The sequence below is a fragment of the Pseudarthrobacter sp. CCNWLW217 genome, assembly GCF_037203985.1.
GTDB lineage: Bacteria > Actinomycetota > Actinomycetes > Actinomycetales > Micrococcaceae > Arthrobacter.
This window is the reverse complement of the sequence record NZ_JBBCBT010000028.1, coordinates 1-26,779: the sequence shown is the minus strand read 5'-3', so window position 1 is coordinate 26,779 and position 26,779 is coordinate 1. Positions and strand designations below refer to the sequence as shown.

General features: G+C 64.1%; 26 protein-coding genes and 1 pseudogene. 21 read left to right on the top strand and 6 right to left on the bottom strand.

Annotated features, from left to right (window positions below; all coding sequences use genetic code 11):
* Positions 1–74: 74 nt before the first annotated feature.
* Positions 75–893 (bottom strand): hypothetical protein, encoded by an 819-nt coding sequence (locus tag V9L18_RS21190; protein WP_337349122.1) that lies wholly within the window; start codon positions 891–893, stop codon positions 75–77.
* 258 nt (positions 894–1,151) lie between these two features.
* Here V9L18_RS21190 and V9L18_RS21185 point away from each other — a divergent pair, with 258 nt between their 5' ends.
* From V9L18_RS21185 to V9L18_RS21155, 7 genes are all read left to right on the top strand, one after another.
* Complete coding sequence (locus V9L18_RS21185; protein WP_337349121.1) at positions 1,152–1,631, top strand: MarR family transcriptional regulator; 480 nt, start codon at positions 1,152–1,154, stop codon at positions 1,629–1,631.
* A 9-nt stretch (positions 1,632–1,640) separates the two neighbouring features.
* Complete coding sequence (locus tag V9L18_RS21180) at positions 1,641–2,684, top strand: manganese catalase family protein (RefSeq protein WP_443197987.1); 1,044 nt, start codon at positions 1,641–1,643, stop codon at positions 2,682–2,684.
* Between the two features lie 249 nt (positions 2,685–2,933).
* Complete coding sequence (locus V9L18_RS21175) at positions 2,934–4,424, top strand: GntP family permease (protein ID WP_337349120.1); 1,491 nt, start codon at positions 2,934–2,936, stop codon at positions 4,422–4,424.
* A gap of 49 nt (positions 4,425–4,473) precedes the next feature.
* Complete coding sequence (locus V9L18_RS21170) at positions 4,474–5,724, top strand: CaiB/BaiF CoA transferase family protein (RefSeq protein ID WP_337349119.1); 1,251 nt, start codon at positions 4,474–4,476, stop codon at positions 5,722–5,724.
* Positions 5,721–6,707, top strand: a complete 987-nt coding sequence (locus tag V9L18_RS21165; RefSeq protein ID WP_337349118.1) for a hydroxymethylglutaryl-CoA lyase — start codon at positions 5,721–5,723, stop codon at positions 6,705–6,707. The genes V9L18_RS21170 and V9L18_RS21165 overlap by 4 nt, the downstream gene beginning before the upstream one ends.
* Positions 6,708–6,709: 2 nt before the next feature.
* Positions 6,710–7,837: a 2-hydroxyacid dehydrogenase gene (locus V9L18_RS21160; RefSeq protein WP_443197986.1), complete on the top strand. Its 1,128-nt coding sequence runs from the start codon at positions 6,710–6,712 to the stop codon at positions 7,835–7,837.
* A complete protein-coding gene (locus V9L18_RS21155; protein WP_443197985.1) occupies positions 7,806–8,603 on the top strand; it encodes a glycerate kinase in 798 nt (265 codons plus the stop codon). The genes V9L18_RS21160 and V9L18_RS21155 overlap by 32 nt, the downstream gene beginning before the upstream one ends.
* A gap of 24 nt (positions 8,604–8,627) precedes the next feature.
* Here the strand turns inward: V9L18_RS21155 and V9L18_RS21150 are convergent, their stop codons facing one another.
* Positions 8,628–9,419, bottom strand: coding sequence for an IclR family transcriptional regulator (locus tag V9L18_RS21150; protein WP_337349117.1), 792 nt, complete (start codon positions 9,417–9,419; stop codon positions 8,628–8,630).
* 116 nt (positions 9,420–9,535) lie between these two features.
* On the opposite strand from V9L18_RS21150, the gene V9L18_RS21145 reads away from it, so the two are divergent.
* Positions 9,536–9,907 carry a VOC family protein gene (locus tag V9L18_RS21145; protein ID WP_337349116.1) on the top strand — a complete coding sequence of 124 codons (372 nt, stop codon included), beginning with the start codon at positions 9,536–9,538 and terminating at the stop codon, positions 9,905–9,907.
* Positions 9,908–9,954: 47 nt separating this feature from the next.
* Here V9L18_RS21145 and V9L18_RS21140 read toward each other — a convergent pair whose 3' ends face one another.
* Both V9L18_RS21140 and V9L18_RS21135 read right to left on the bottom strand, forming a co-directional pair.
* Positions 9,955–12,111 carry an amylo-alpha-1,6-glucosidase gene (locus V9L18_RS21140; protein WP_337349115.1) on the bottom strand — a complete coding sequence of 719 codons (2,157 nt, stop codon included), beginning with the start codon at positions 12,109–12,111 and terminating at the stop codon, positions 9,955–9,957.
* Between the two features lie 166 nt (positions 12,112–12,277).
* Positions 12,278–12,799 carry a hypothetical protein gene (locus V9L18_RS21135; protein ID WP_337349114.1) on the bottom strand — a complete coding sequence of 174 codons (522 nt, stop codon included), beginning with the start codon at positions 12,797–12,799 and terminating at the stop codon, positions 12,278–12,280.
* A 234-nt stretch (positions 12,800–13,033) separates the two neighbouring features.
* Between V9L18_RS21135 and V9L18_RS21130 the strand changes: the two genes are divergently transcribed.
* Both V9L18_RS21130 and V9L18_RS21125 read left to right on the top strand, forming a co-directional pair.
* Entirely contained in the window at positions 13,034–14,242 is a 1,209-nt protein-coding gene (locus tag V9L18_RS21130; RefSeq protein WP_337349113.1) for an aspartate transaminase, read from the top strand.
* 27 nt (positions 14,243–14,269) lie between these two features.
* The gene (locus V9L18_RS21125; protein WP_337349112.1) at positions 14,270–14,947 is read left to right on the top strand and encodes a 4-carboxy-4-hydroxy-2-oxoadipate aldolase/oxaloacetate decarboxylase; all 678 of its coding nucleotides are present in this window, start codon (positions 14,270–14,272) and stop codon (positions 14,945–14,947) included.
* A 174-nt stretch (positions 14,948–15,121) separates the two neighbouring features.
* Here V9L18_RS21125 and V9L18_RS21120 read toward each other — a convergent pair whose 3' ends face one another.
* Positions 15,122–15,388: a hypothetical protein gene (locus V9L18_RS21120; protein ID WP_337349111.1), complete on the bottom strand. Its 267-nt coding sequence runs from the start codon at positions 15,386–15,388 to the stop codon at positions 15,122–15,124.
* 141 nt (positions 15,389–15,529) lie between these two features.
* Entirely contained in the window at positions 15,530–16,456 is a 927-nt protein-coding gene (locus tag V9L18_RS21115; protein WP_337349110.1) for a LysR substrate-binding domain-containing protein, read from the bottom strand.
* Positions 16,457–16,783: 327 nt separating this feature from the next.
* Here V9L18_RS21115 and V9L18_RS21110 point away from each other — a divergent pair, with 327 nt between their 5' ends.
* The 11 genes and pseudogenes from V9L18_RS21110 to V9L18_RS21060 form a co-directional block, all read left to right on the top strand.
* Positions 16,784–17,872 (top strand): ABC transporter substrate-binding protein, encoded by a 1,089-nt coding sequence (locus V9L18_RS21110; RefSeq protein ID WP_337349109.1) that lies wholly within the window; start codon positions 16,784–16,786, stop codon positions 17,870–17,872.
* A gap of 50 nt (positions 17,873–17,922) precedes the next feature.
* Complete coding sequence (locus tag V9L18_RS21105) at positions 17,923–19,035, top strand: ABC transporter ATP-binding protein (protein ID WP_337349108.1); 1,113 nt, start codon at positions 17,923–17,925, stop codon at positions 19,033–19,035.
* On the top strand, positions 19,032–19,952 hold the full coding sequence (locus V9L18_RS21100) for an ABC transporter permease (protein ID WP_337349107.1): 921 nt from the start codon (positions 19,032–19,034) through the stop codon (positions 19,950–19,952). The genes V9L18_RS21105 and V9L18_RS21100 overlap by 4 nt, the downstream gene beginning before the upstream one ends.
* A 2-nt stretch (positions 19,953–19,954) precedes the next feature.
* On the top strand, positions 19,955–20,770 hold the full coding sequence (locus tag V9L18_RS21095) for an ABC transporter permease (protein WP_337349106.1): 816 nt from the start codon (positions 19,955–19,957) through the stop codon (positions 20,768–20,770).
* Between the two features lie 181 nt (positions 20,771–20,951).
* Positions 20,952–21,740 carry a LamB/YcsF family protein gene (locus tag V9L18_RS21090; RefSeq protein ID WP_337349105.1) on the top strand — a complete coding sequence of 263 codons (789 nt, stop codon included), beginning with the start codon at positions 20,952–20,954 and terminating at the stop codon, positions 21,738–21,740.
* 1 nt (position 21,741) lies between these two features.
* Entirely contained in the window at positions 21,742–22,461 is a 720-nt protein-coding gene (locus tag V9L18_RS21085) for a 5-oxoprolinase subunit B family protein (protein ID WP_337349104.1), read from the top strand.
* Positions 22,458–23,471 (top strand): biotin-dependent carboxyltransferase family protein, encoded by a 1,014-nt coding sequence (locus tag V9L18_RS21080; protein ID WP_337349103.1) that lies wholly within the window; start codon positions 22,458–22,460, stop codon positions 23,469–23,471. The genes V9L18_RS21085 and V9L18_RS21080 overlap by 4 nt, the downstream gene beginning before the upstream one ends.
* Before the next feature lie 47 nt (positions 23,472–23,518).
* On the top strand, positions 23,519–24,859 hold the full coding sequence (locus tag V9L18_RS21075; protein ID WP_337349101.1) for an MFS transporter: 1,341 nt from the start codon (positions 23,519–23,521) through the stop codon (positions 24,857–24,859).
* A gap of 82 nt (positions 24,860–24,941) precedes the next feature.
* On the top strand, positions 24,942–25,691 hold the full coding sequence (locus V9L18_RS21070; RefSeq protein WP_337349100.1) for an SDR family oxidoreductase: 750 nt from the start codon (positions 24,942–24,944) through the stop codon (positions 25,689–25,691).
* 51 nt (positions 25,692–25,742) lie between these two features.
* Positions 25,743–26,687, top strand: a complete 945-nt coding sequence (locus V9L18_RS21065; protein WP_337349099.1) for a 2-hydroxyacid dehydrogenase — start codon at positions 25,743–25,745, stop codon at positions 26,685–26,687.
* Positions 26,684–26,779, top strand: a pseudogene (locus V9L18_RS21060) (gluconate 5-dehydrogenase); the annotation flags it as partial. The gene V9L18_RS21065 and the pseudogene V9L18_RS21060, both read left to right, overlap by 4 nt.

The window sequence follows — 26,779 nt, the reverse complement described above, 5'->3', positions numbered from 1 at the left end:
AAGCAGGTCACCCAGGGACGTGTTATCCGCCTTCGCATGCGCCGCTGACGCAGGAGTCTCCGGCATCTGGCTGCTCACAGGTGACGACCTTCCGTATCCCGTGCCGTGCTGCTGCGGAACGGATCATCTTCTTCGCGCAGTGGGGTGTCCGCAGCGGTGCCGGTTGGCAACGACTGGGTGGACATCGGGCTGCCCGAGACGGAGGGCTCTTCAAACAAGCCGCGGTCATCGCCTGCCGCAAACACGGTCTCCTGGCGGATGCCAGTCTGCGGAACGGTCCGGGGAGCGGTCATCGGCGCGGACCTGGGGGCAGTTGCGGACGCCTGGCCGGAGGCTTCCGGTGCCCCGGCGGCCAAACTGCGGGTGAGCCGTCCGGCCAGGACGCCCGCGCCGGCAGCCAGCAGAAGGAACGTGCCTGGACGCTGCCGGGCGAAGCTCTTTACCTCTGTGAGCAGCGAACCGGGATCCCGGCTGTCGAGCCAGGATGCCACGGACTGCGAACGGTCGGCGGCCTCCCTGATGAGGTCCGACGCTACGCCGGGCTGGTTGGAGGCGTCCGCCATGGTGCGCAGCTCCGAGGAGACGGAGCGGATTCCCTCTGCAACCTTCTGCTGCTGGGTTCCTGCCTGGCTGGTGAGGTCCGACTTGGCCTGGTGCAGGAGGTCCCGGGCATTGGTCCGTACCTCGGCGGCCACGTTGGAAGCCTCTGCCTTGGCCGTCTGTGCCACATCCTTGGCCGCACCCGTGGCCTGACTGGCTACCTGTGAAGCCTCGCCCTTGACGGCCTCGGTCCTGGAGGCGGATCCGCCACCCTGTCCAGCCGTGGGCGCTGGGTTGCCGTACTGGTCCAGGGTCGCTGGGGACGCAGTTTGGGGCCATTGGTTTTCAGTCATGGTCGCTCTCTTTCGTGAAGGGTTTCGCTGGCAAGAGCCGCCAGCACTGCTGGCTTCGCAATAGTAAGCATGATTACTAACTAGATACTAAGCACACTTGCTATTGAATATGCAAGGCCCGGCACTAAGGGGAGCGTTCGCGGTCGAGCGTTAGAAGCCGCTCCTCAAGATAAAAGCCAGGCATCCTTGCCAAACAGATACTAAGCATGCTTATGGTAGGCCCCACACCGGATAGTCCCAAGGAAGGGGCAGCTTGCGATGATCGCCGACTCAGACCGAAAAATCCGGAACGGCTGCCGCCTTCTGTCCTTGTCGGCGAGGTTGGCGCAGCGCCGCCAGGATGACGTTCTCGTCGCGCTGGGGCTGACCCGCGCCGCGGTCATCACTCTGCAAGGCCTTGCCGCCGGCGCCCGGAACCGGGAACAGCTGGCCACCGCCGTCCACGCCAGAAGCCGGACCATCGGCAGGATTCTGGCCAGGTTGCAAATCGCGGGGCTGGTGAGCAGGAGCCAGCCTTCGCGCGACCCGCGCCACTTTGTCATCGGGCTCACCGGCGCCGGCCGTGTGGCGCTTGAGGCGGCCACGGCCAACCGCGGCCGCGGGAGCCCCGCAGCCGGCGCGCCCCACCTTGCCGCCCCGCCGTCGTACGCTCAGCCGGGCTCCATCGAAAACCGCAGCCGGGCCCGACTCTCTTCATTGAAACCAGCAGTCCACCCGAGGTACCAGATCAAAAAGTGAGGAAGATCCATGTACTTGCATACCCAGCAACTAATCAACGAAATCGCCGCCGACGAGCCGGACCCCGCAGCGGCGAACGCTTTGCAGGAAGGGCTGGGCGGGCAGTTCGGCGAGATGCGCACCATGATGCAGTACCTGTTCCAAAGCATGAACTTCCGAGGCGACCCCGCGTCCAAGCCTTACAAAGACCTGCTCCAGGGGGTGGGGACCGAGGAAATCAGCCACGTTGAGCTCATCGGCACCACTATCTCCCAGCTCCTGGACGGCTCCCCGCGGTACCAGGGCAAGAAGACCGATCCCGTGGACCAGCCCGGCGCCAAAGGTGCCACGCCGCTTAAAATCGCCCTGGACACCAGTAATATCCACCACTACCTGGTAGGCGCCCAGGGTGCGTTGCCCGTGGACGCGGCCGGCAACCCCTGGAGCGGATCCTATGTCTATAACAGCGGAAACCTGGTCCTGGACCTGCTGTACAACCTGATGCTGGAATCCACCGGCCGGCTGCAGAAATGCCGGATCTACGAGATGACAGAGAACAAAACGGCGCGGTCCACCATCGCCTACCTGATCGTCCGGGACCAGGCGCACGAGAACGCTTTCGCCAAGGCTCTGGAAAGCCTCGGCGTGAACTGGGGCAAGGTGCTGCCCATCCCCAAGACCAACGCGGAGCAATTCCCCGAGGTCAAAAAGCTGCTGGACGTGGGGCTGCAGAGCATCCAGTACACGTTCAGCGCGGACAACCTCAGTGAAGCCGGCAAGCTCTACCGCGGGGCATCGCCCTCCAACGACGGCACCGAGCTCAGCACCGACGTGATGCCCGAGGGCTTCCCCATGACCATCTCGCCGGAGCGCCGCGAGGAATTCGCGCCGGGCCTCGACCCCGACTTGCTCGCCCTCATCCAGGCCACCGCTGAAGTGGAACTCCAGGACGCGGACAACCCCAAGGACACCACCTCCAGCGGCGCTGCCAGGAGCTCAAGCAGCTCCGCAACTGCAAAGACCGCAACAACTGCAAAGACTGCGAAGACTGCGGGAACCACCAAAAAGCCGTAGTCGGCGGCCGGGGACCGCATAAAACTGAAACGGACGACGCCGGGAATCCCCCGGCGTCGTCCGTTTTGTGCTGCCCGAAATAGGTCCGCTGGGACCGCTTGGGGTGCCTCTAACCTGGACATAAAAGGCGAAAAGTCTTGCATTGTGAGTTCCATCCCATAATATGGGTTTAGAGATGTGGCCTCCCTCACGGTGCACATCTGTTCCCAAGCCTTCAATGTGGAAGGCCCAACGATCGGATTCCCCAACATGCAAGACATAGCTGTCCTGATCAACACGGCTGTTGCGGTCCTCGCCGCCGTGGTCCTGATTGTCCGTTTCAGAGTTAATCCCGTCATCGCCCTGGTCATCGGTTCGGTGTACTTGGGCCTCGCCGCCGGCTTCGGCGTCGAAAAAACAGTCAAAACCATCACCTCCGGTTTCGGCGAGATCATGGTGGACGTGGGTCTGCTCATCGCCTTCGGCGTCCTGATGGGCTCCATCCTCAACCAGAGCGGCGCCATCCGCCGCCTCGTGGAGCACCTGCTGGACACCTTCGGCCCCAAGCGCCTGCCCTACACCATGGGCCTGGCCATCGGAACGGTCCTGCAGTCCATCTTCCTGGACGTGCTGCTCGTGATTTCCGCCCCCTTGGCCCGCAAGCTGGCTCCGAAAATCGGCAAGCTCGGGACCGCCCGGATGGCAACCGCCATGGCCATCGCCCTCGAATGCGGCATCGTCTTCACGGTCCCCGGCGTCGCGTCCCTCGCCCTCGCCGGCCTGCTGAACGTGCCGCTCGGCAAGATGCTGCTGTTTGGGCTCCTCCTGGTCATCCCCACCATCGTCATCTCCATCGCCATCATGACGTTCCTGTTCCGCCGCGGCTTCTGGAACGAAGCCAGGGACGAGGACCACACCTTCGTGGAGGAAGAGGACCGCGAGGGGGAGGAAGAGTACGACGGCGGGACGCGCCAGCCTGCAGCCGGCCAGTCAGCAGCCGGCCAGCCAGCGGCCGGCCACACAGCGGCCGGCGTTTCCGGCGGCAGCGGGCAGGGCACGGCGCCAGGCGCCCAGCCCGGCGGTGGAACAGTCACCGTGGCTGAACGCGAACGGAAGCAGGCACCCTTGATCCTGTTGTTCGCCCCGCTCCTGACCTCGCTGCTCCTCATCGGCGCCGGCGCGATCATGGAGATCCTGGACATCGAAATGCCCTGGCTGCAGCTTCTCGGCGAGCCCGTCATCGCCCTGCTCATCGGACTGATCGGCACGTGCCTCGTCACCCGCGCCGCCATCGGCCAGGAAAAAGTCGAACAGGCCATCACCGTGGGCTTCAAGGAAAGCGGCCAGATCCTGATCCTCACCGGTGTGGGCGGGTCCCTCGCGGCAACCGTCGCCGCGGCCGGCCTCGGCGACATCCTGGGCGGATTCTTCTCGGCGAGCACCGTTGCCCCGCTGCTGGTGGTCTGGGCTATCGCGGCTGTGCTGCACATCGCCGTCGGCTCCGTCACGCTGTCAGCCATCACCGCGGCCGGACTGCTGGCACCGATTGCGCCGGCCATCGGACTGGACCCGGTTCTCCTGGCTCTTGCCGCCGGCGCCGGATCGCTCTTCATGGTTCATGTCACCAGCAACACCTTCTGGCTCCTGCAGTCCCTTTTGGGGCAGAGTGTGAGGGGCGCCCTGAAGTCGGTGACGGTGGGGGTCTCGGTGGCCTCCGTCGTCGCGATCCTGCTGATCCTGCCCATGAGCCTGCTGTTCTGACCGGATCAGCTCCGTCCGTCCAGGCACACGCCAACGAAAGAAGAATGACATGACACAGACACGCATCGCGCCCCTGGAGGGAGTCCGCGTCCTGGAGCTCGGAAACTACATCGCGGCGCCCACCGCTGGCAGGCTGCTCGCCGATTTCGGCGCCGAAGTGATCAAGGTTGAACGGCCGGGAACCGGTGATGAGCTGCGTAACTGGCGCCTGCATAAAGGCGATACCTCCATGCTCTACCGGACCATCAACCGCAACAAGAAGTCAGTGGTCCTGGACCTTCGGACCGAGGCCGGCAAGAAGGCCGTGCTGGCACTGGCCGCCAAGTCGGACATCCTGCTGGAAAATTTCCGGCCGGGCACGCTGGAGCGGTGGGGCCTCGGCCCGGAGGTGCTCAACGAAGCCAACCCGGACCTCATCATCACCCGGATCTCAGCCTTCGGGCAGACGGGGCCGCTGTCCGAACGGCCAGGCTTCGCCGCCGTCGCCGAAGCCTACGGCGGGTTCCGGAACCTCGTGGGTGACCCGGACCGCCCGCCGGTCAGGGTGGGGGTCTCCATCGGGGACTCAATCGCAGGCCTCTACGCCGCCTTCGGCGCCATGATGAGCCTCTACCAACGGGAAGCACGACGGCGGGACGCGGCTGGCGCGGTGCCGCTCACCGAGCGGATTATCGACGTTGCGCTGAACGAGGCCATGTTCTCCATGATGGAATCCCTTATTCCGGACTACCAGGCCTACGGCGTGGACCGGCAGCGGGTAGGCGGGCGGATGGAAGGGATCGCCCCGTCCAACGCGTACATCTGCAAGGACGGCGCCAGCATCGTGGTGGCCGGCAACGGGGACTCGATCTACCAGCGCTACATGCAGACCATCGGCCGCCCGGACCTGGCCGAGGATCCGACCCTGCAGACCAACGCCGGCCGCTGGGCGAAGCGCGAAGAGCTGGACCAGGCCATCGGCGCCTGGACGGCGGAACTGGACGCCGCCGACGCCCTGGCAGCACTGGATGACGCCGGTGTTCCGGCCGGTCCCATCTACACCGCGGCGGACATCAGCACTGATACCCAGTACGCGGCCCGGAACATGATCCAGAAATTCGACGTCTCCACCGGGGAGGAGCTCCTGCCCGGCGTGGGCTTCCCCGGTATCGTCCCGGTGATTGGAGACCAGTCGCTGCCCATCCGGAACCTCGGACCGGACCTGGGCGAAAACACCGATGAAATCCTCCGCGGGCTCCTCAATATGGACTCCGCCGAGATCACGGCGGCCTCCGGCCGCGAGGAGGCCCTCCAGCCATGAACCCCAACGAAACCAGCCTCGCAACAACGCTCGGGAACACCATCCTTCGGGACGTGACCCTCCGGGACGGGCTGCAGCTCACCGGGAAAATGCTCTCCACCGAGCGGAAAGTCGAAACCGTCCGGGAGCTGATCCGGCTGGGCGTTCCGGCCATCGAGCTCGGCTCGATGGCACGCGCTGACCTTGTGCCCACCATGGCCAACACCCTGGAGGTGGTCCAGGCCCTCAGCCCGGAGGAACTGGAAAAATGCTGGATCTGGGTGGCCACCCCCGGCCATGTAGCCAAGGCTTCGGCCGCCGGCGCGAGGAACTTCCAGTACTGCCTGTCGGCATCGGATTCCCACAACAAGGCGAATATCGGCCGGACCACGGATGAAAGCCTGGCCGCCCTGCCCGAGGCGGTGGAATACGCCCGGGCAGTCAACGGCCAGATCCAGCTGTGCATCGCGACATCCTTCACGTGCCCGTTCGAAGGCTATGTGCCCGAGGAGCGCATCCTGTCCATCGCCAATGATCCCCGGGCCGAAGGCACCACGGACATCGTCATCTGCGACACCCTGGGGCAGGCCATCCCGGCCCAGGTTGCCGGGCTGATCGCCCGGGTCCGGGACGAGTCCCCGGCCCGGAGGATCGTCTATCACGGCCATGACACGTGGGGCCTGGGAGTAGCAAACACCCTCGCCGCCATCCAGGCCGGCGCAGCCATGGTGGACGGCGCCCTCGGCGGCCTCGGCGGCTGCCCGTTCGCCCCGGGTGCCAGCGGCAACACCTCCAGCGAAGACATCCTGTTCGCCACCCGCCCGGAGTGGCTGACCACGGACGCCTTCGCGGACCTCGTGGTCCTGTCCGAGGAACTGCTGGCCGAACTGGGGGAACCCAACCGCTCCAAGGCTGCCCAGGGCGCCCGGTCCAAGGCCAAAGCCTTCGACTGGGTCCTTCCCTTTGAGGACGCACTCCAGTCCGGCACAACGGGAGGCAACTGACTATGGGCAGCCATTTCCTCGTCACCACCGCCATCCCGGAACCGGGGCTTCAACTGCTGTCCGACGCCGGCCAGATCACCGTGCTGCCCGAGCCGCCTGACTACCGCACGCTGGCTGCGCTGTGCGCTTCGGGGGACTACGACGTGGTCCTCACCCAGCTGCGCGACGTCATCGACGAGCCGCTCCTGGCCGACGCCAGGGTGAAGGGCGTCTCCAACTACGCTGTGGGATACAACAACATCGACGTCGCCGCGGCAACGCGACACGGCATCGTTGTTGGCAACACTCCCGGGGTTTTGACGGACGCGACGGCGGACATCGCCATGCTGCTCATCCTCGGCACCGCCCGCCGCGTAGTGGAAGCAGACCAGCTGGTCCGCGACGGAAAGTTCCAGGGCTGGGAACCGGAGTTCATGCTGGGACGGGACGTCTCCGGGGCCGTGCTGGGCCTGGCCGGGTTCGGCCGGATCGCCCGCGCCACCGCCCGGCGTGCGCTGGGTTTCGGCATGGAGGTGGTTTTCGCGCCGCGTCCCCCGGGAGAGCGTCCCGTCAGCGAAGAGGAACTCGGCGAGTTCGCCGGCAAGGTCCGGCAAGTGCCATGGCCCGAGCTCGTGGAACGCAGCGATTTCCTGTCCCTCCACGTCCCGCTGAACGACCAGACGCGGCACCTCGTGGACGCTGGCGTGCTGGCCCGGATGAAGCCGGACGCCATCCTGATCAACACCGCCCGCGGTCCCGTGGTGGACGAGGCCGCCCTCGTAGATGCCCTGCGCACCGGCGAGATTGCCGCTGCCGGCCTGGACGTCTTCGAGGACGAACCGCGACTTGCGCCCGGACTCGCAGAGCTGCCCAACGCGCGCTCAACGCCATCGCCATCGCCGAAGGACGCACGCCTCCGCACGCGGTCAACCAGATCCCTTCGGCATGACCGTCCTTATTGCCCCGGACAGCTTCAAGGGGACGTACTCGGCGGCCGAGGTGGCGGCGGCCATCGCTGCGGGCGTCAACGACGGCGGGCGCCCGGCGACGCAACTGCCCGTCGCCGACGGCGGGGAAGGAACCTTCGACGCGCTCTGCCGCAGCCTGCGCGCGTAACCCGTGACTGTCGACGTCGTCAATTCCTGGGGTGAGCCGCTGCAGGCGAGCATCGGGCTGGCAGCCGACGGGACCGCCGTCGTCGAGGTGGCGCAGGCGAGCGGCCTGACCGCCGCCCGGCTCAGCCCCGCCGATGCGATGGCAGCGAGCACGTACGGGACGGGCCTGATGGTGGCTGCCGCCGTCAACGCCGGCGCCACCCGCATCCTGGTGGCGGCAGGCGGTTCTGCCACCACCGACGGCGGGGCCGGGGCAGTCCAGGCCATCACCGAAAACGGCGGACTCGGCGGTGCGCGGATCACCGTCCTGTCCGACGTGACCACCAGCTTCCTGGATGCCCTGCGTGTGTTCGGGCCGCAGAAGGGTGCCGATCCTGCCACGGTAAGACTGCTGGAAGGACGCCTTTCGCACCTGGCCGCCTCGTATCCGCGCAACCCGTCCGGCGTGCCGCGCACTGGTGCGGCGGGTGGCCTCTCCGGTGGGTTGTGGGCGTACTTTGGGGCTGACCTGGTGTCCGGGGCCGACGCCGTTCTCGATGCAGCCGGGTTTGACGCCCTGCTGGGGTCTGCCGACGCCGTCGTGGTGGGCGAGGGGCGCCTGGATTCGCAAACCGGCGAAGGGAAGATCATCTCCGCCATCCTCGAACGGGTGCGGAACTCCGGACGGCAGATTCCCGTCATTGCCGTAGTGGGTTCCGTAGTGGAGGACCTGGGGGACTATGCGGAGAACTTCGCGAACATCCTCATCGCCACCGACGCTGTTGCGATGCGGGTTGCCGGCAAGACCATCGCCGCGCTGTAGCTTTCCTTGGTTTCCCGGTGGGTCCTAGGACTCGCCGGGAAACCGCCCACCGATCAGCCTGGTCATGTGTTCTGCCGTGGTGAGCAGGGGCTCCACCCAGGCTTCGCAGGTCTCCAGCGGCATCCGGAGGGTAGGTCCGCTGATGGTCACCGCACCCACCAGGCCGGCTGCCGAGTCGAAAACAGGGGCGGACAGGCCGGACGCCCCGTCTTCGCGCTCGCCGACCGTGATGGCAAACCCGTCCCGCCGGGTCTGTTTGACGGCCACGGCCAGGTCCTCGGAGGTGGTGATGGTGGATTCCGTGATCGGAGTCAGGGGATCGCGCAGGACGGCATCCATCAGCTCCGGATCCCACGCCAGCAGGACCCGGCCGGCGGAACCTGCATACAGCGGGGCAACCTTGCCGAGGTGCATCTCCCGGCGAAGGGCGTGGCGCGTTTCGGCCAGGGCCACGCACACGCGGTAATGCTGCTCCGACTTGAAGAAACACGCAGTCTCACCAGTGGTGTCGCGCAGCTTCTTAAGCAACGGACCCAGGATGTCCACCACTTCCATGCCGCGGGTTGCCGGGGCCGCCCAGTAGGCCATCCGCATGCCGATGCGGTAGGCATCCTCCTCACGGTCCAGGAACCCCTGCGAGGTCAGGTTGGTGACCAGCCGCTGCACCGTGGACGTGGGCATGCCGGTGTGCTCGCGGATATCACTCAGCGACAGGACCGGTTTGGCGAGGGAAAAAGCATCCAGGATGGAGGTGATTTTTCCCAGGACAAGCAATGGGTTGCCGCCGGACTTCGCTGATGGATCGGACGCTGACATGGAACTCACGCTAGACGCTGCCCGCATCGGAATCCAGTTGGAGGTGCACATCGCCGATCGACGGATCGGCAGGCGTACCATCGGAATACCCGTCCCCTTGGAGAGTGGAGTAACCCATGCAGCTTGGTGCCTTTTCGATCAGCCTCACGGTCAAGGACATCGCAGCCTCTGCCGCGTTCTACGAGAAACTGGGCTTCACAAGTTTCGGCGGTGACATCACCCAGAATTGGCTGATCCTGAAGAACGGTGAAACAGTGATCGGGCTCTTCCAAGGGATGTTCGAGAAGAACATGCTCACGTTCAACCCGGGCTGGAACCAGAACGCCGAGGCGGTGGACTCCTTCACCGATGTGCGCGAACTCCAGCGGGAGCTGAAAGGCAAAGGCGTCGAGTTCGTTGCCGAGGCCGACGAATCAACCACCGGGCCGGCGAGCTTCATGGTGGTGGACCCGGACGGCAACCCGGTGCTCGTCGACCAGCACGTCTGACCTGCGGGACAGGCACACGGCCGACCGTAGCCACAGTGGTGAAGCACCTAGCCCGTGCCGCCCAGCCCGGCTTCCTCCATCAGTTCGGTCAGCCAGGGCCGGTGTTCACGGTGGAAGGTAATTTCGTCGGGCAGACCCTGCACGGAAGGTTCGGACCCGGCGATATCGATGGTGATCCGGCTTCCCGCCATGGGCGCGTTTGTAAGGTGCAGGCTGCCGTACGACTCCGGGAGTGCCGGATCCATCCAAAATCCGCCCCGGGAAACGTGGGCGTCGTACCGCATCAGGCTGGTAATCAACATGATCGGTGTGGTCGCTGCCCACGCCTGGGGGGAGCACGCCGTCGGATACGGCACGGGCTCGGGTACTTGCTCGCGGCTGAAGCCACAAAACAACTCCGGGAGTCGGCCATCACTGTAATCGGCCGCCTCGAAAAGTGCCGTGGCGATCCGCTGTGCCTCATTCACGAAGCCGTAACGCATCAGGCCGGCCGCGATGATGGCGTTATCGTGCGGCCAGACCGAGCCGTTGTGGTAACTGGCCGGGTTGTAGGCGCCCATGTCGCTGGCGAGGGTTCGTATGCCCCAGCCGCTGAACATCTCGGGGGACATAAGCCGTTCTGCAACCTGCTGTATTTTGTCCTCATCGACGATGCCGTGCCACAGGCATTGCCCCATGTTGGACGCGCACGCGTCCACCTGCCGTTTCTTCCCATCCAAGGCGATGGCGTAGTAGCCGCGGTCAGGCATCCAGAACGCTTCGTTGAACCGCTTCTTCAATTGAGCCGCTTCGGTGGCCAGTTCGGCGGCCAAAGGTGCGTCGCCGGCGTCATACGCTATCCACGCACGGGAAAGGAAGGCGGAGTAGACCAATGCCTGGACTTCGCAGAGCGCGATCGGGGGTTCCGCCACACGGCCGTCCGCGAAGTTGACGCCGTCCCAGGAGTCTTTCCAGCCCTGGTTGATGAGGCCCTGATCGTTAAGGCGCTGGTACTCGACGAACCCGTCGCCATCTTTGTCCCCATAGTTCCGAATCCAATCCAGCGCGCGGTCGGCGTGGGGCAGCAGTGCAGTGATGGTGTCCTTGGCAAAACCCCACCGGCTGACCGACCCGAGAGCCATGACGAACTGCGGAGTCGCATCGACGCTGCCGTAGTAAACGGATTTTCCGCCAAGGGACAGGCCGATGGAGACGCCGAGCCTGACCTCGTGCAGGATCTTCCCCGGCTCCTCCTCGCTCATGGGATCCACTACGCGGCCTTGGCGGTCCGCCAGGGTCTGCAGGGTGCCTAATGCCAGGGACGGGTCCACCGGTAACGCCATTTCGGAGGCCCAGAGCGAGTCCCGGCCAAAGAGCGTCATGAACCACGGCGCGCCGGCGGCCACGACGATCCGCTCCGGATGGGCGGGATCTTCAATGCGGAGCGCGCCCAGGTCGTCGTAGCTGCGCCGGAGGGTCCGTTCGATCGAGCGGTTGCTGATATGCAGCCTGGGAATCTTCGCCACCCATGCCTGGCGGCGACGATCGCTGGGGGAGGTTTCGCCCCGGGCCGGACGAACCAACGAAGCCGCCGGAGCCGCCCCGTCGACGGTGGGCACCACAGCCAGGGTGGTGCTCCAGTATCCCCGCGGCGGAACAACCACCCGGTAGGTAAGGGCCTCAGGGGTGGCCTCGGCGCCACTGGCGTTGACGATGACACCCTTCCGGACGTCCTGCCAGGTGGCACTGATGGTCAGTGAGTCGCCGTCGGCATGGCGGGCTTCATCCCAGCGCCGCTGGATGCGAGCCTCCTTTACCTCGAAGAGATCCGCGAAGTCCGATTCAACGGTGAGGGCGACCAGGCATTGGGCTTCATCGGAGGAGTAGTTCCGGATGGTGACCTCCTCCAGGATCCCGGCACCGACTTCGCGCAGGCGCTCCACGATCAGGGGGCTGTCCGCGTACCCATCGGAGCGGGGAACACGGCCAATGAACAGGGCCCTGTAGGGTTCCTGCGTCGATGCTGTCAGCGGCTCCAGGGGCTGCCCATTGATGGCCAGGTTCCAGCGCGAGAGGATGCGGGTGTCCTCATGGAAAACCCCGTGCGGATGTTCCGGATGGATGTCCCCATTTGCCAGGGAGATGCAGAAGGATGATCCTTCCACCAACGTAACGGTGCCGGACCCCAACGGCCCGGCGGCCGTGTCTGCATTCCAGCCAGCCATTCCCGCCTCCTTGCAGCGGCTCAAGACCGGCGGCGTCAGGCCATTCTGGGTCCAATCGGCAACCGCAGTCTTGCTCCCTTGGATAGACGCTACGCCTGTACTCACCGCGATGATAGGCGTGGAGCAACCTGAGAGGAACCGGCTGGTGCCCGGCTTACCGTTCGGCCTACACAGCCTGGCTGACCGGCGCTGGCTGCAGTCCCCATGTCATCTTCCGGACGGTTTCCCGCTGGAGTCCGCTTAGCGCTGCGAGCTCGTAGTCATCCAAGACCCCGAGCCGGCGGGCTGTGGCCAAGAGCTTCAGGCGCCTCCTTAGGAGGACGGCCTTCGACTCCTCCAACTCGGCCATCTCTGACTTCAGCTCCCCGATGATGGCCAGATGATGCTCCGCCGGAACGCCCGATGGGAACAGCCCGTCAGATGACAGGCCAATGGTGCGCACAGCCCAGCGCGACAGGCCCGCGGCACCGGCCAGGCTGGTTATTTTCATCCCGTCGCACAGCGCTTGGGCGATCTGCTGGTTCAGACGGACCGCCAGGGAGCGGATGCTGCTCGCGTTGAGCGTAATCCGTTGCCGCTCCTCCCGGAGGAGCACCCGGATCTTTTCCGCCTGGACAGCAGCTGTGTCGGGCTTCCGCTTGCCCCGGTATCGGTAGCCACCGCCGTCGGCATGGTGGGTTAGGGCCAAGAGCACTCCTCGGTTGGGATGGCGCTGAGCGGGCCAGCTTACCTAGAAGGCTAGACAGGTCCGTCCTGCCGCGGAAATACCAATAGTGCGTGGACCCATAACCGGAACGTGTGGCCTCCAGCCATAAGGGACGCTTATCCGTCCACGCACTTTAGGTCTTATCCAGACCCGCCGGATTTCCCTAGTGTCAAAGGAAGTGAGTACCGCTGTCTCCTGAGCCCCTAGGAAGAGACCATGTCTAAATTTGTACCTGCAACGCGGGTATCCCGCATCAAGTCCTCTGCCAGCGTTGCCGCCGCTGCCCGCGTGCGTGAGCTCAAGGCAGAAGGGCGCCGGATCCTGGACCTGACGGTCGGCGAGCCAGACTTCGACACGCCCGATCACATCAAAGCCGCAGCCGTTGAAGCCATCAGCAAGGGGGAGACCAAGTACACCTCCGTCACCGGGACCCCTGAGCTGCAGAAAGCCATCCTGCAGACCATCGAGCTGCGCACTGGCCTCCACTACACTCCAGCCGAACTCACCATCGGCGGAGGCGCCAAGCAGGTCATCTTCACCGCCTTCATGGCCTCCATCGACGCCGGTGACGAAGTGATTGTGCCCGCCCCTTTCTGGGTCTCCTACCCGGACATGGTGCTCGCGAATGATGGCACACCGGTCGTTGTGCCCTGCGGCGAGGACGTCGGATTCAAGCTCACACCGGATGCCCTTGCCGGAGCCCTCACTGACCGGACCAAATGGGTCATCCTGAACACGCCGTCCAACCCCACCGGCGCGGTCTACTCCCCGGTGGAACTCCGTGCGCTCGCGGACGTCCTCGCCGGCTACCCCCACGTCTATGTCCTGACGGACGAAATCTACGACCAGATCTACTTCGGTGGCGGCAGGCTGCCCAGCCTGGTGGAGGTAGCCCCCGGGCTGAAGGACCGCGTCCTCGTCGTCAACGGTGTGTCCAAGGCCTACGCCATGACCGGCTGGAGGTTGGGTTACGCGGCAGGTCCGGCCCCCCTGATTGCCGCGATCAACAAGCTCCAGTCCCAGATATCCTCCTGCCCGTCCTCCGTCAGCCAGGCTGCCAGCGCCGCAGCCCTCACCGGCGATCAGGGCTTCGTCCGGGACAGCGTCGAAATTTATCGCAGTCGACGCGATGCGGCAGTAGCCGGGCTCAACGCCGTCGACGGCCTGTCTTGTGCGACGCCGGAAGGAGCCTTCTACGCTTATGTCAACTGTGCGGGGGCCATCGGCAAAACGACGCCGGAGGGCGCCACCATCCACGACGACCAGGACTTTGTCCTTTACCTGCTGGACCACGCATCGGTGGCAGCGATCCCGGGATCGGCCTACGGACTTGGCCCCTACTTCCGCATCTCCTACGCCACAAGCCTCGACATCATCGAAGAATCGATCGCCGCCATCGACAAGGCCGTCCAGGCCCTCAGCTGATCAATACTCAAACCGAAGGACAACGACATGATCCACGTCAAGACAAAAGTTGACAGGCCGACGGCGGACGCCGTCCAAAGGCTTGCCAAGTTCTCCTCAGCGACCATTCACGAAGCCCAGGGCAGGAAGGGTGCGCTCAGCTCCAGAATCAAGCCCATCGACCGCAGTATGTCCTTCTGCGGACCCGCGCTGACTGTCCGCTGCGCCCCGCGTGACAACCTGATGCTGCAGGTAGCCATCCACTATGCCGAGCCGGGCGATGTGGTCCTGGTCTCGGCCGGCGAATTCGAAGAGGCCGGCACTTTTGGCGACGTCCTGGGTAACGCCATGAAGGCCAAAGGGCTGGCCGGACTGGTCACTGACTCAGGCGTCCGCGACACCCAGGACCTGATTGAACTGGGCTTGCCTGTATTCTCCGGCAGCGTCTCCATTAAGGGCACGGTGAAGGAAACCATCGGCCCCATCAACCACCCGGTGGTCTTCGGCGACGAGATCATCTACCCCGGCGACATCCTTCGGGGGGACGCCGACGGCGTGGTTGTGGTCCGCAAGGACGAAGTGGAAGACGTTATCCGCCTCTCCCAGGAACGCGACGACGCCGAGCGCGACCTTATCCGCCGTTACCACGAAGGCGGCACCACCATAGAGCTGTGCAACCTGGCTGAGGTGCTGAAGGCAAAGGGCCTGCTGGTCGAAGACGCCTAGTAACAGACCAAGTGCCGTCGCGCGGAAGAAATCCCGTGCGGCGGCACTGGTACGCGAAAGCCAATTAAGCGCGAACTGGCAGCTAGTACCCTCAAGTCACACGGATATGAGGGTACTAGCTGCCAGTTCGCGCGGTGGCTTGGGGCAGTGTCCGGGGACCGAGGCAGCCGGAACTCAGCCAGCCAGCGAGCGGGCCATCGCGTATGAGCGCTGCGGCCCTGGCAGGGGATAAGCGGGCGGCCCGGAAATGGTTTTGTCCAGGAGCCAGACCGTGGCACCGGAGGAGCCGGCCGGCATGATGCTGCCCTCAAAGACGAAGACTGCCTGGCCCGGCTGGCCTTCGGGAATCCAGAACCCGTTGGCCGGGCAGTGGGAACCAGTCCTCGCCGCCAAGCGGCTGCCGCTCGAAGGGTCCCGGTGCGCGCTGCTGATCTTTTTCACGACGTGCTCCCAATCAAGTAATTTCAGCTAAGAAACCTATTACCGGCTGATCCGGCCTTCAATTACAGATTAGATTCGCGGGAGTGCAATTACTAAGACCAAATATAACTGTCATGATAAGGAAAACGTTTGGGTGGCGCGCTAGCTCGCGTATCTGGAACTTAGCATTTCCTGGAGCATTTCCTTCAAGACCATAAGGACGGCGGATGCCGCCTCTGACAATGGTTCGTGGTCCGGCGTGCAAAGGGCTATTTTGCATTGCAGTCCGGGCTCTACAATCCGGAGGACTCGGAAGTCCTCCTCATGGAAAAGGGCGTCCGCTGCTGACTTCGGCAAGATGGTTGCGCCCATGTCAGCCTCTAGGAGCCGTGTCAGGGAAGGCACGGACTCGACTTCGCCGACCAGACGGAGACTTAGGCCTTTGTTCCGCAGGCCGGTTTCGATGATCTGGCGGAGAGTGTGGTTCTGCTCCGGAAGGAACAAGCCGAATTCCGAAGCTTGCTCAAGTGTGATTTCGCCCGATTCGCCCGCAACGGCGGCCGAAACGTTCCTGGCGTTCACCACGAGGTGCAGATCCTCCACGATCATCGTGGTGAACTGCACGCCGCGGATAGGCCCAGGTTCGTAAATAAGGGCCATATCCAGCCTGCCGTTCTTTATCGCTTCGCTGAGGACACCGCCGTAGATCTCCGTCAAATGGAGCACAATATCCGGGTAGCGGCGGGCCACCTCCCCGATTATGCGCGGCGTGAGGCTCGAGGCCATGCTGTACGGCGCGATCGCAATGGACACTCGTCCCGCAGGCGCCGCCCCGGAACTGGCCACGTCCTGCCGGGCCTGTTCCACGAGCCGAAGGATGGTCTGCGCATGCCGGTAGAGCGTGTGGCCGGCGGCCGTGGGCTGGACGCCCTGCTTGCTTCGGATCAGGAGCCTCTGCTTCAAGTCCGTTTCAAGCGCTGACACTTGCTGGCTCAGGGCAGGCTGTGCCACATGCAAGGCAGCGGCCGCTTTCGTGATGCTTCCCGAATCAACGATCTTCACAAAGTAGGCGAGTTTTCGAGTGTCCATACCGGCGTTTCCTTCGTCTGCGGCGCCCTGAAGCCCCGACGGGTCATATCCGGATTCTATGGCGGGATACGCAATAGGTCTTTGTGTGATCCACATCTCGGACGCTAAGTTGATCTCCAGAACATAATTTCTGTGACAAACCGATTATATCCCTACGAGCCATAAGCGGCGATGATGCCCCTATAGGGCTTTTGCATAAATGGTTCCAGTTACAGAAAATGCTGCATTCCTTTACATTCCAGAAATATTTCCTCCATATGTTCTAGGAACATCCCAAGAATCCGATGCTCAATGATCCCGGGTTCCCCTCATTAAGGAAGAGACACAATGAGAGTTATCAGTAAAGGCAAGATCGCTTTAGCTGCTGCCGCGACAGCAGCCGCCCTTGTGCTCACAGGTTGCGGGGGCAACGCCGGGTCCAGCAGTGCGGGAAACTCAAGTGCAACGTCGGGCGAGGTAAACCTGATTGCCTACTCCGGGGTCTGGCAGGACCAGTACACGGCCGCCGTGATCGAACCCTTCAAGGCCAAGTACCCGGACATCAAGATCAACTACGCGTCCAAGCGTTCCTCCGCCGAAATGCTCAGCGCCCTCCAGGGGCAGAAGAACAACCCGGCCACGGACGTGGCAATCATGGACAACTCGGTTTCAACAACAGGCAACACCCAGGGACTCTTCGACAAGATTGACGCCGCCGCCGTTCCGAACCTGGCGAACGTGCCGGATCAGTTCAAAAACAAGGATGGGTTCGGGCCGGTAGTCATGCTCGACGCCGTTGGCCTACTGTATGACACGGACACGTTCCCCAAAGCCCCTGAAAGCTGGGAAGTGCTTTGGGATCCGGCATACGCGGGCAAGATCAACGTCAACGCTCCGCCCTCCCTGCTGGGACTTTCCCTGACCGCCATCACGTCGAAGATGGAAGGGGAGGACTACACGCAGAGCATCGACAAGGCTGTGGCACGCCTGAAGGAAATGGCACCAGGCGTCCAGACCTTCGCGCCAAACCCCGACGAATACCAAAACGTGATCACCGGCCAGACGGTGCTGGGACTTGGGCAGAACGCCCGCGGCCAGTTCTACAGCGACCAGAGCAACAAGAAGATGGGCGTGACCTTCCCCAAGGAAGGCACTGTCTACCAGATCAACACCGTGAACGTCGTGAAGGATGCGCCCAACAAGGCGGCTGCCCAGACCTTCGTTGACTACGCACTGTCCGCCGAGGCGCAGACCGCGTTCGCTAAGGCCCTGTTTTATGCGCCTTCCGTCACCAACGCCGAACTTCCGGCCGAGGTCAAGGACCGAGTGGTTCCCACTGACGGCTCCCTGAACATCGTTCCCCTTGATGTTGCGTTCCTGTCTTCGGCCCGTGACAAGTGGACTGACACCTGGAAGCGCCAGATCATCACCAAGTAGCCGTCCCCACGGCGCCCCTCCCCACACCCTGCTTCAGGAGAACTGAAATCGTGACTGAAACAAAACTGTCGATCGTGGATCTGACCAAGAGATACGCTGCCGGTCTTGAACCGGCCGTCGACCGCCTGAACATGGAGGTGGAAGAGGGGCACCTGGTGGCGCTCCTCGGCCCGTCAGGCTGCGGTAAGACCACCACGCTGCGGATGGTCGCCGGCCTGATGGATCCGACCGCTGGCTCCATCGTGGTTGATGGCAAGGAAATCACCCACACTCCCGTCAACAAGCGGGGCATGGGGATGGTCTTCCAGTCCTACGCCCTCTTTCCGCATATGAATGTCGAACAGAACGTGGCGTTCGGGCTGCAAATGCGCCAGACCTCCAAAGCCGACCAGAAACGCCGCGTTGCCGGTGCGCTGGACATGGTGCAGCTGGGACACCTGTCCAAGCGGCAGGTCCGGGAACTTTCCGGCGGACAGCAACAGCGCATCGCCCTGGCACGCGCACTGGTCGTGGAGCCCACCCTCCTGCTCCTGGACGAGCCTTTGTCCAACCTGGACGCGAAACTCCGCGAAACGATGCGGACTGAGATCCGCTCCATCCAGCAACGGACCCGGGCGACTACACTGTTCGTTACGCACGACCAGGACGAGGCACTGGACATGGCGGACCGTATCGCCGTCATGAACGGGGGGCTCATTGAGCAGTTCGGTTCCCCCACCGAGGTCTATGAACGTCCGCGGACGCGGTTCGTCGCAAACTTCATTGGCCAAGCCAACTTCCTCACCGCCCGGGTCGTGTCAGAGACAGGTTCTGCCGCCAGGGGTGAAACGCATTACCGGGTTTCCATCGATGACCTCGGGCAGTTCGGTGCAGTGGGCGCACCAGGCCTGGCCGGTTCCACGCATGAACTGGTCATCCGCCCCCACCGGCTCCGCGTGGCCATGCACCCTGCGGGGGTCGAAGCCATTGCGGGCGTTATTGAACGCGTCAGCTACACGGGCGATGCTATCTCCGTGGCCGTCAAGGCCGGCAACCGCATCCTGCAGGCACAAATGCCGACTTCAAGCGGCGACCTGCCACGTCCAGGCGACGCGGCTTACCTTTCGTGGGATGAACAGGACGCATACCTGTTGCCTGCCGCAGTGAAAGCACCAGCAGCGTGACCGTCACAGAGACACAGACCCCGGCCGTCCTCCGAGCCGGTGCTGCTGAAGGTGAGCTGGAAAAGGCTACCAGACGCCGGAACCGGCGCACCTACCTCGCCCTTCTGTTGCCGGGTCTCCTCGGCCTCGTAGTCAGCTTTGTCTTCCCGCTGGCCTACATGGTCAGGATGTCGTTCAACAGGGGCGCTCCCGACGGAATCATCGAAGAGACCTTCACGCTGGACACTTACATTCAGCCCTTGACCGATCCTTACTACTGGCGGGTCACCCTGGACACCTTCCAGATGGGTGTCACTGTGGGCGTCCTCTGCGTCCTGGTGTCCTACCCGGTGGCACTCTTTCTCGCCAGGAGCACCAGCAAATACCGCGGGCTGCTCATCGCCGTCGCCATCGCACCCCTGCTGACCTCCGCCGTTGTGCGGACCTATGGATGGATGGTGATCCTGGGTACCAACGGCCTGGTCAACTCCACGCTGGACGGAATGGGCATGATTGATGCACCCCTCAAGCTCACGAACAACATGACCGGGGTAACCATCGGCCTCGTTGAAATTTTTATGCCCTATGCCATCCTCGCCATGATCTCCGGCTTCGGGCGCCTCAGCCCCCAACTGGAAGAAGCGGCCGGCTCCTTGGGCGCGAGCAAGCTGCAGGTGTTCACCAGGGTCACGCTTCCCTTGAGCCTGCCCGGCATCCTCACGGCGTTCCTGCTGGTCTTTGTGCTGTCGATCAGTACGTTCATCACCCCCCGCCTCCTCGGCGGCGGCAGCGTCCAGGTACTGGCAACGGAAATCTATGACCAGACCACCGGACTGCTCAACTGGCCGTTCGCCGCAGCGCTCTCGGTCATCCTGCTGGTCCTGTTCGGACTGATCATCGCGGTCTACCAGCGCCTCACCAAAAAGATCGGAGGCTAGCCATGTCCGAGGCACGCCTATTCAAACCACGGTTCAACCCGGCCAAGCCGGCGTTCGGCATCCTGGTGTTCCTGCTCTACCTTTTCCTCCTGGCGCCGTTGCTGATCGTGTTCGTCGTCTCGTTCGCCTCCAACCAGTACCTGTCGTTTCCGCCGGAGGGCCTGACCTTCAAGTGGTATGAGATGCTGCCGGAGGAAAGCACTTTCATGAACGGCATGCGGGTCAGCCTCATCGTGGCAGTCGTTGTCACTGTTATCGTGCTGGCCCTCGGCGTTCCGGTGGCACTGGCCCTGGACCGGTTTGAGTTCAAGGCCAAGGCAGCGGTGCAGTCATTCTTCCTTTCCCCGCTGCTGATCCCCAGCATTGTCCTGGCCCTCGGCATGGTCCTGCTCTTCGGGCCCCTGGAACTGAACAACACCTACACGGGAATCATCATCGGGCATGTGGCCATCACCATCCCGTTTGTCATCAGGACAACGCTCATGAGCCTTGCCACCACTGACACCTCCTGTGAAGCGGCGGCCAGGATCCTCGGCGCCGGGTCCTGGACGGTTTTCCGGCGGATCACCCTTCCAATCATCCAGCCCGGCGTCATTGCCGGCGGCGTCATAGCCTTCATCGTGTCATTCGACGAAGCAGTCATCTCGCTGTTTGTTGCTGAATCAGGGCTGCCGACACTGCCCGTACAGGTCCTGCGGTATGTGGAGAACTCTGCCGATGCAGCGGTCGCAGCATTGTCCGTCATCCTCATCCTGATCTCGCTCGCCGTAGTGGTTGTGGTGGAGCGCGTCATGGGGCTCCGCAAGGCCCTGCGTTAGCGGAACCGGATAGGCGTCGGTCATAACTGGGGCCTATCCCGTGACACCGATTACGTCTTTGTGTGGGGCAGCGCACGGTGCCACCCTTGAATAGGGCGGGACTGCAGCAGTTGGCCCAATGTTTTTTTCGGCCCCTACGGGGCATTCCAGCTCAGTACACAATGAAGGGAAGGCACACACTATGGGTCGCACAGTTGATCTTGTGGCAGATCTCGGTGAAGGCTTCGGTGCCTACTCCCTGGGTGATGACAGCGCACTTCTTGAAATCGTCTCCAGCGCCAACATCGCTTGCGGATTCCACGCCGGAGACCCCGATATCATGGCCCGCACGGTAGCGGAATGCGTCCGCCGGGGTGTCAGCATCGGGGCACACCCGAGCTTCCCCGATCTCCGGGGCTTTGGACGGCGCACCATGGACCTTACTGCCGATGAGGTCCGCAATGATGTCCTCTATCAGCTCGGGGCCCTATCGGCCTTCGCCGGCTACCACGGCACCCGCGTTTCCCATATCGCCCCCCACGGGCGGTTGGGGAACCTCGTCGCCACACGTCCTGACTACGCCGCGGCCGTCGCCGATGCCGTTCACCGCGTCCGTCCGGACCTGATCGTCCTGGCCCAGGATGGTGAGCTTTCCCAGGCGGCGGCAAGCCGTGGGCTGCCGGTGGGCATTGTCGGCATCGCCGACCGCGCCTACGAAGACGACGGAACCCTGGTGCCCCGCAGCCAGCCTGGGGCCGTCATCCACGACCCGGCAACAATCATCGACCGCACCATCCGGATGGTGTGCGAGGGCGTCATCGAATCTGCATCCGGCCTGAAGCTTCCCGTCGTAGCGGACACCATCCTGCTCCACGGGGACAACCCCGGCGCCGTGGACCTGGCCCGCCTCATCCGCAAGGAGCTGACCGCCGCCGGCGTCACCATTGCCCCGCTGGCCCAGGTTCTGGCAGCCAAAGCGGAAGCGGCCTGAGATGCCTGACACCCCAACACCCATCGAGGTACACGAGTCAGGCGACGCCGCCGTTCGCGTCGTCGCAACATCCCTTGACCGTGAACGGAACTGGGCAGCGGTCCATGCGCTCGCGGGATGGTTTGAGATGGCCGACGTCGACGGCGTCCACTGCGCGGTTCCCACCTATGATTCGGTATTGGTCGAATTCGATCCCTATGTCACTTCTGCGCGCCAGATCCGGGCCTTCGTCCTCCTGGGCATGCGCCAGCTCGATTTTGTTGGCGCACCCGCCCGTATGCCCCGGCGCTTCGACGTCCCGGTGGTCTACGGCGGCGAATACGGACCGGACCTCCAGAAGGTTGCGGACCACGAGGGCCTGCCCGTCTCAGAGATCATTGCCCTGCACACCGCCAAGTCATATATCATCCGATGCCTCGGCGCTCCGGCAGGGTCCCCCATGATGGACGGTCCGGAATTCCCACTGCCCGTACCACGGCTTAAGGACCCCCGGCTTTCCGTGCCGGCGGGCGCGGTCTCCGTCGCAGGCCGTCAGGCAGTGATCGCCCCCGCGGTGGCTCCCGGCGGGTGGTGTGTCATCGGACAGACGCCATTGACAGTGCTGAACCCTGACAAACAACCGCTCGTCCCTTACCTGCCCGGAGACCTGCTCCGGTTCCACGAGATCACCGCCGCCGATTTCGAGCGCTACGCGGGCCTTGAACTGGAGGCGTCGAAATGAGCGGGACCCTGACCATCCTGCAAGCGGGCCATTCCGTCGTGACGGACCTGGGCCGGTTCAAGGGGCCGCGGTACGGGCTCCCCGTGAACGGGGCGTTGGACCAATTTTCGGCACGGGCCGCCAACATCCTGGCCGGGAACAAGGACAATGATCCGCTGCTCGAAGTCACGGCGCTGGACTTCCGGATGCGCGCGGACACGGATTTGCTCATCGCCGTGACCGGGGCGCCCGTAACCCTGACTGTAGGCGGACGCGAGTGCCCCCAGTGGGAACCAGTTTCTGTCCTGGCAGGGGAAACCGTGGCCCTGCGCAGCATGAACACCGGGCTGCGTGCCTACATCGCCGTGCATGGCGCGTTGGACGCCCCGATGCTGCTGGGCAGCTGCGCACCGGACACCGTCGTTGGATTCGGCCTGAAACTCACCGACGGAACCACTCTCGGGGCCCGGGAGACTGTGCCGCCCATCAGGCAACCGTACTTCGACCTTCCTCTGTTCCGGCTGGGACTTTCCCGACCCGGCGTCAGTGCCCACCCGGTCATCGACGTAACAGACGGACCGGACATCGCCGAATTCGGTGACACCGCGGAGCTCCTATTCAAGACGAGCTACACCGTCAGTGGCCGGAGCAACCACATCGGCCTGCGCCTCGGTGGGGCGCTGCCGGAACGGCAATCGAGGGCCGAAGTACTCTCCAGGGGCGTCCCTGTCGGAGCCATTGAGGTCCCGTCCCGGGAAGAACTCCTGGTACTCCACCGCGGACGGGGAGTGACTGCCGGCTACCCGGTTCTTGGCGTGGTCACCAGCCGCTCGCTGGACGTCCTCGCGCAGGCAAGGCCCGGGAACATCATCAGGTTCCGCAATACAACGGTGGCCGAGGCCACTGGGCGGCACCGTGCCGCCATGCGTGAGCTTGAAGCGCTGCGCACGTCAGTAAATACAGTCTTTGGCCTGCTCGGCGTCGGGGCGCCGGCAAGCTGGCGGGACCTCATGCCGGCCTCGGGAAGCTGAGTTCAGTCATGTCCGGCCTTAGTCACCAGAAACAAGTAAGGATCAAGATGTCAACGTCAACCCAAGCGGCCAAACCGCAGAACGATCGCCTGGATGCCAGGCAGACCCGCAAAGTTGTGACCGCCGGCTGCGTCGGCATTTTCGTGGAGCTCTACGACAACGGCATCTTCGCCTTTATGGCCGGAACCTTGGCATTGGTCTTCCTGGCTCCCGGCAATCCGGACAACGCCCTGCTGTTCGTCTTCGCCGGCTACGCCGTGTCCTTCTTCGTTCGCCCCCTCGGCGCCGTGGTCTGTGGCTACCTCGGAGACCGCATCGGACGGCAAAAGCTGCTGGTCTTCGTCATCCTGTTGATCAGCGTGGCCACGGCGGGCATCGGCTTGCTGCCGGCCTACTCCGCCATCGGCATTGCGGCACCGATCCTCCTGGTCCTGCTCCGCATGCTGCAGGGATTCTCCGTAGGTGGCGAAGCCGCCGGTGCCATGACCTTCCTCGCCGAGCACGCCCCGGAAGGCAAGCGCGGCATCATCACCTCCTACGCCCAGATTGCCTCGTTCGCAGCCCTGCTCACCGGTACGCTTGTCGCATTTTCCATGTCACCCTGGCTCACCCAGGCAGCCATCGACGGCGGCGGCTTCGGCTCGTTCGCCTGGCGCATCCCGTTCCTGGTTGCCATCCCGATGGGCGTCATCGGCTGGTACATCCGCAAGGCCATCGCGGACACCCCCAACTTTGTAAAGCTCAAGGAAGAAGGCGGGCTGTCCAAGAACCCTCTGAAGGAAGCCTTCGCCTCGGCCGAACACCGCCGCGCCATGCTGCTGGCCCTGTTCATCCCGCTCATGAACGGCTCCGGCTACTACGTCCTGTTCTCCTACATGCCCACGTTCCTCAAGGGCAAGCAGCTCAACTTCACCATCGGCGACGCGCTCCTGGTCACCGCCTGCAGCCTGGTGGTCATCTGCATCGCCATCCCGTTCATGGGCGCGCTGTCGGACCGCGTCGGCCGCAAGAAGGTCATCGCCGGGTCCGCCATCGCCATGGCTATCCTCGGCATCCCCGCTTACGCCCTCATAGCTACGGGCGAGATGCTCCTGGCCATCCTGGGCGCCTGCATCATGGCTGTGGTGTTCGCCGGCCACACTGCAGTGATCCACATCCTGATCGTTGAACTGTTCCCCACCCGGGTGCGGTACTCCGCCTACGGCCTGGGCTACAACATCTCCTCGGCACTCTTCGGCGGCACCGCGCCGCTGCTGATGACCTGGCTGATTTCCTCCACGGGCAACATCTACATGCCCGCCTTCTACGCCGTCATCACCGCGCTGGGCACCCTGGCCGCCGTCAGCACGGTCAAGGACAGGGCGCACCTTCCCCTCCGGGATGCCTGACACCAAGTTGTGAGCCGGGGAGCACGTCCCCAGCCCCGAAACCCTCCTAATCTTCACCCAACCACCCTCATTGGAGACTTCCATGCCTTTTTCTGACTACTCAACAGCCCTGGTAACCGGCGCCTCCACCGGAATGGGTGCCGCCATCGCTGAGCGGCTGGCAAAGCGCGGACTCCAAGTACACGCCTTCGCCCGCAATGAAGAACGCCTGAAAGAACTGGCGGACCGCACCGGAGCCATCCCGCACGCCGTCGACCTTACGGACACTGCTGCGCTGACCACAGCGGTGGACGGCCTCAACGTGGACGTACTCGTCAACTGCGCCGGCGTTTCCCGGCCCGGAAATATCCTCGACTCGACGGAAGAGGATATCGACGAGTTGGTGGACGTCAACCTGCGCTCTCTCCTGCAGCTGACGCGCCTGGTCCTTCCCGGCATGGTGGAGCGGGACAACGGCCACGTGATCAACATCAGCTCCATCGCCGGCGTCTACAACTTCTACGGACACACCGTCTATCACGCCACTAAGGCCGCGGTGCACCAGATCTCCCGCCAGCTCCGCAACGACACCGTGGGCAAACGCATCCGTGTCACAGAGGTCTGCCCCGGCCGGGTAGAAACGGAAATCTTCGGCCGCAACATGGGCGGCAGCCCCGAGGCCATGGAAGAGGCCTGGAAGACCTACTACGAAGGCTACGAGTCCCTGACCACGGACGACATCGTCAACGCCGTTGACTACGCGGTGGAGACACCCCGGCACGTAAACGTGGGCATGCTCGAACTCATGCCCACCTTCCAGGTCCCCGGCGGACTCACCTTCGACAGGCGCTAAGCGCCGACGCCGGCCCGCTCACCCCACACCCCAGGATCGATAGGTTTTCCGATGCAAACAGTCCGCACCGTCAGCTTCCCCGACCGGCAGCTCCTCGCCGATCTCTCGCCCCTGCCCGAAGGGCTGCGAGGGGTCGTGTGGGATCTGAAATCGGAGCCCGACGGCGGGACGCTCAGTGAGATCGACGGCGTCATCCTCCCGTATATCGACGCCTCCGCCGTGCTCGGCTCGCTCGGCCAGGTTCCGGCTCTGAAATACGTGCAGACCCAGTCCACGGGGTACGACGGGGTTATTGAGGCGGCCGGGCCGGCCGCAGGTGTGGCCAGCGCCTCCGGTGTCCACGCCGCCGCCACCGCGGAACTGGCCGTGGGACTGATCCTGGCGAAGCTGCGCGGGATCGACCAGGCGGTCCGCGATTCGCAGCACGGCCTCTGGCGGCCGGAACGCCGCCGGTCCTTGGCGGACCGGCGCGTGCTGCTGCTGGGAGTCGGCGGGATCGGCCACGAAATCGCCCGCCGCCTGGAGCCCTTCGAGGTCACCGTCACGCGGGTGGGGAGTTCGGCCCGCACCGACGAGCTTGGCCAGGTGCATGCCTCGTCCGAACTGACCGAGCTTGCAGCGACGCACGACATCCTGGTCTCGGTGCTGCCGCTGAATGAGAACACGCACCAGTTGGTCGGTGAAGAGGTTCTCGCTGCCCTGCCTGACGATGCCCTAGTGGTGAATGTGGGCCGCGGCTCCGTGGTGGACACGGCTGCCCTGACCAAGGAAGTCCTGTCCGGTCGCCTGCAGTGCGCCCTCGACGTCCTTGATCCGGAGCCGCTGCCGCAAGACCACCCGCTGTGGTCCACCCCCAACGCCCTGATCACCCCGCACGTGGGCGGCAACGCTTCCGCCTTCCAGCCCAGGATCCTGAAGCTGCTGCGGAAGCAGCTCGAAGCCCTCGCCGCCGGTGAAGCCCCGGCCAACCTCGTGCAGGCAGGCCCCTTCTCATGAGTTCTTTGTTTGATTTGTCGGGGCGGGTTGCTTTGGTGACGGGTTCGAGCCGGGGGATTGGTAATGCGCTGGCCCGGGCGTTGGCCGACGCC

Bases quoted from the DNA above. Each gene is read 5' to 3' on its own strand.
- V9L18_RS21190 (WP_337349122.1), bottom strand. From the start codon at position 893: ATGACTGAAAACCAATGGCCCCAAACTGCGTCCCCAGCGACCCTGGAC.
- V9L18_RS21185 (WP_337349121.1), top strand. From the start codon at position 1,152: ATGATCGCCGACTCAGACCGAAAAATCCGGAACGGCTGCCGCCTTCTG.
- V9L18_RS21180 (WP_443197987.1), top strand. From the start codon at position 1,641: ATGTACTTGCATACCCAGCAACTAATCAACGAAATCGCCGCCGACGAG.
- V9L18_RS21175 (WP_337349120.1), top strand. From the start codon at position 2,934: ATGCAAGACATAGCTGTCCTGATCAACACGGCTGTTGCGGTCCTCGCC.
- V9L18_RS21170 (WP_337349119.1), top strand. From the start codon at position 4,474: ATGACACAGACACGCATCGCGCCCCTGGAGGGAGTCCGCGTCCTGGAG.
- V9L18_RS21165 (WP_337349118.1), top strand. From the start codon at position 5,721: ATGAACCCCAACGAAACCAGCCTCGCAACAACGCTCGGGAACACCATC.
- V9L18_RS21160 (WP_443197986.1), top strand. From the start codon at position 6,710: ATGGGCAGCCATTTCCTCGTCACCACCGCCATCCCGGAACCGGGGCTT.
- V9L18_RS21150 (WP_337349117.1), bottom strand. From the start codon at position 9,419: ATGTCAGCGTCCGATCCATCAGCGAAGTCCGGCGGCAACCCATTGCTT.
- V9L18_RS21145 (WP_337349116.1), top strand. From the start codon at position 9,536: ATGCAGCTTGGTGCCTTTTCGATCAGCCTCACGGTCAAGGACATCGCA.
- V9L18_RS21140 (WP_337349115.1), bottom strand. From the start codon at position 12,111: ATGGCTGGCTGGAATGCAGACACGGCCGCCGGGCCGTTGGGGTCCGGC.
- V9L18_RS21130 (WP_337349113.1), top strand. From the start codon at position 13,034: ATGTCTAAATTTGTACCTGCAACGCGGGTATCCCGCATCAAGTCCTCT.
- V9L18_RS21125 (WP_337349112.1), top strand. From the start codon at position 14,270: ATGATCCACGTCAAGACAAAAGTTGACAGGCCGACGGCGGACGCCGTC.
- V9L18_RS21115 (WP_337349110.1), bottom strand. From the start codon at position 16,456: ATGGACACTCGAAAACTCGCCTACTTTGTGAAGATCGTTGATTCGGGA.
- V9L18_RS21110 (WP_337349109.1), top strand. From the start codon at position 16,784: ATGAGAGTTATCAGTAAAGGCAAGATCGCTTTAGCTGCTGCCGCGACA.
- V9L18_RS21095 (WP_337349106.1), top strand. From the start codon at position 19,955: ATGTCCGAGGCACGCCTATTCAAACCACGGTTCAACCCGGCCAAGCCG.
- V9L18_RS21090 (WP_337349105.1), top strand. From the start codon at position 20,952: ATGGGTCGCACAGTTGATCTTGTGGCAGATCTCGGTGAAGGCTTCGGT.
- V9L18_RS21085 (WP_337349104.1), top strand. From the start codon at position 21,742: ATGCCTGACACCCCAACACCCATCGAGGTACACGAGTCAGGCGACGCC.
- V9L18_RS21080 (WP_337349103.1), top strand. From the start codon at position 22,458: ATGAGCGGGACCCTGACCATCCTGCAAGCGGGCCATTCCGTCGTGACG.
- V9L18_RS21075 (WP_337349101.1), top strand. From the start codon at position 23,519: ATGTCAACGTCAACCCAAGCGGCCAAACCGCAGAACGATCGCCTGGAT.
- V9L18_RS21070 (WP_337349100.1), top strand. From the start codon at position 24,942: ATGCCTTTTTCTGACTACTCAACAGCCCTGGTAACCGGCGCCTCCACC.
- V9L18_RS21065 (WP_337349099.1), top strand. From the start codon at position 25,743: ATGCAAACAGTCCGCACCGTCAGCTTCCCCGACCGGCAGCTCCTCGCC.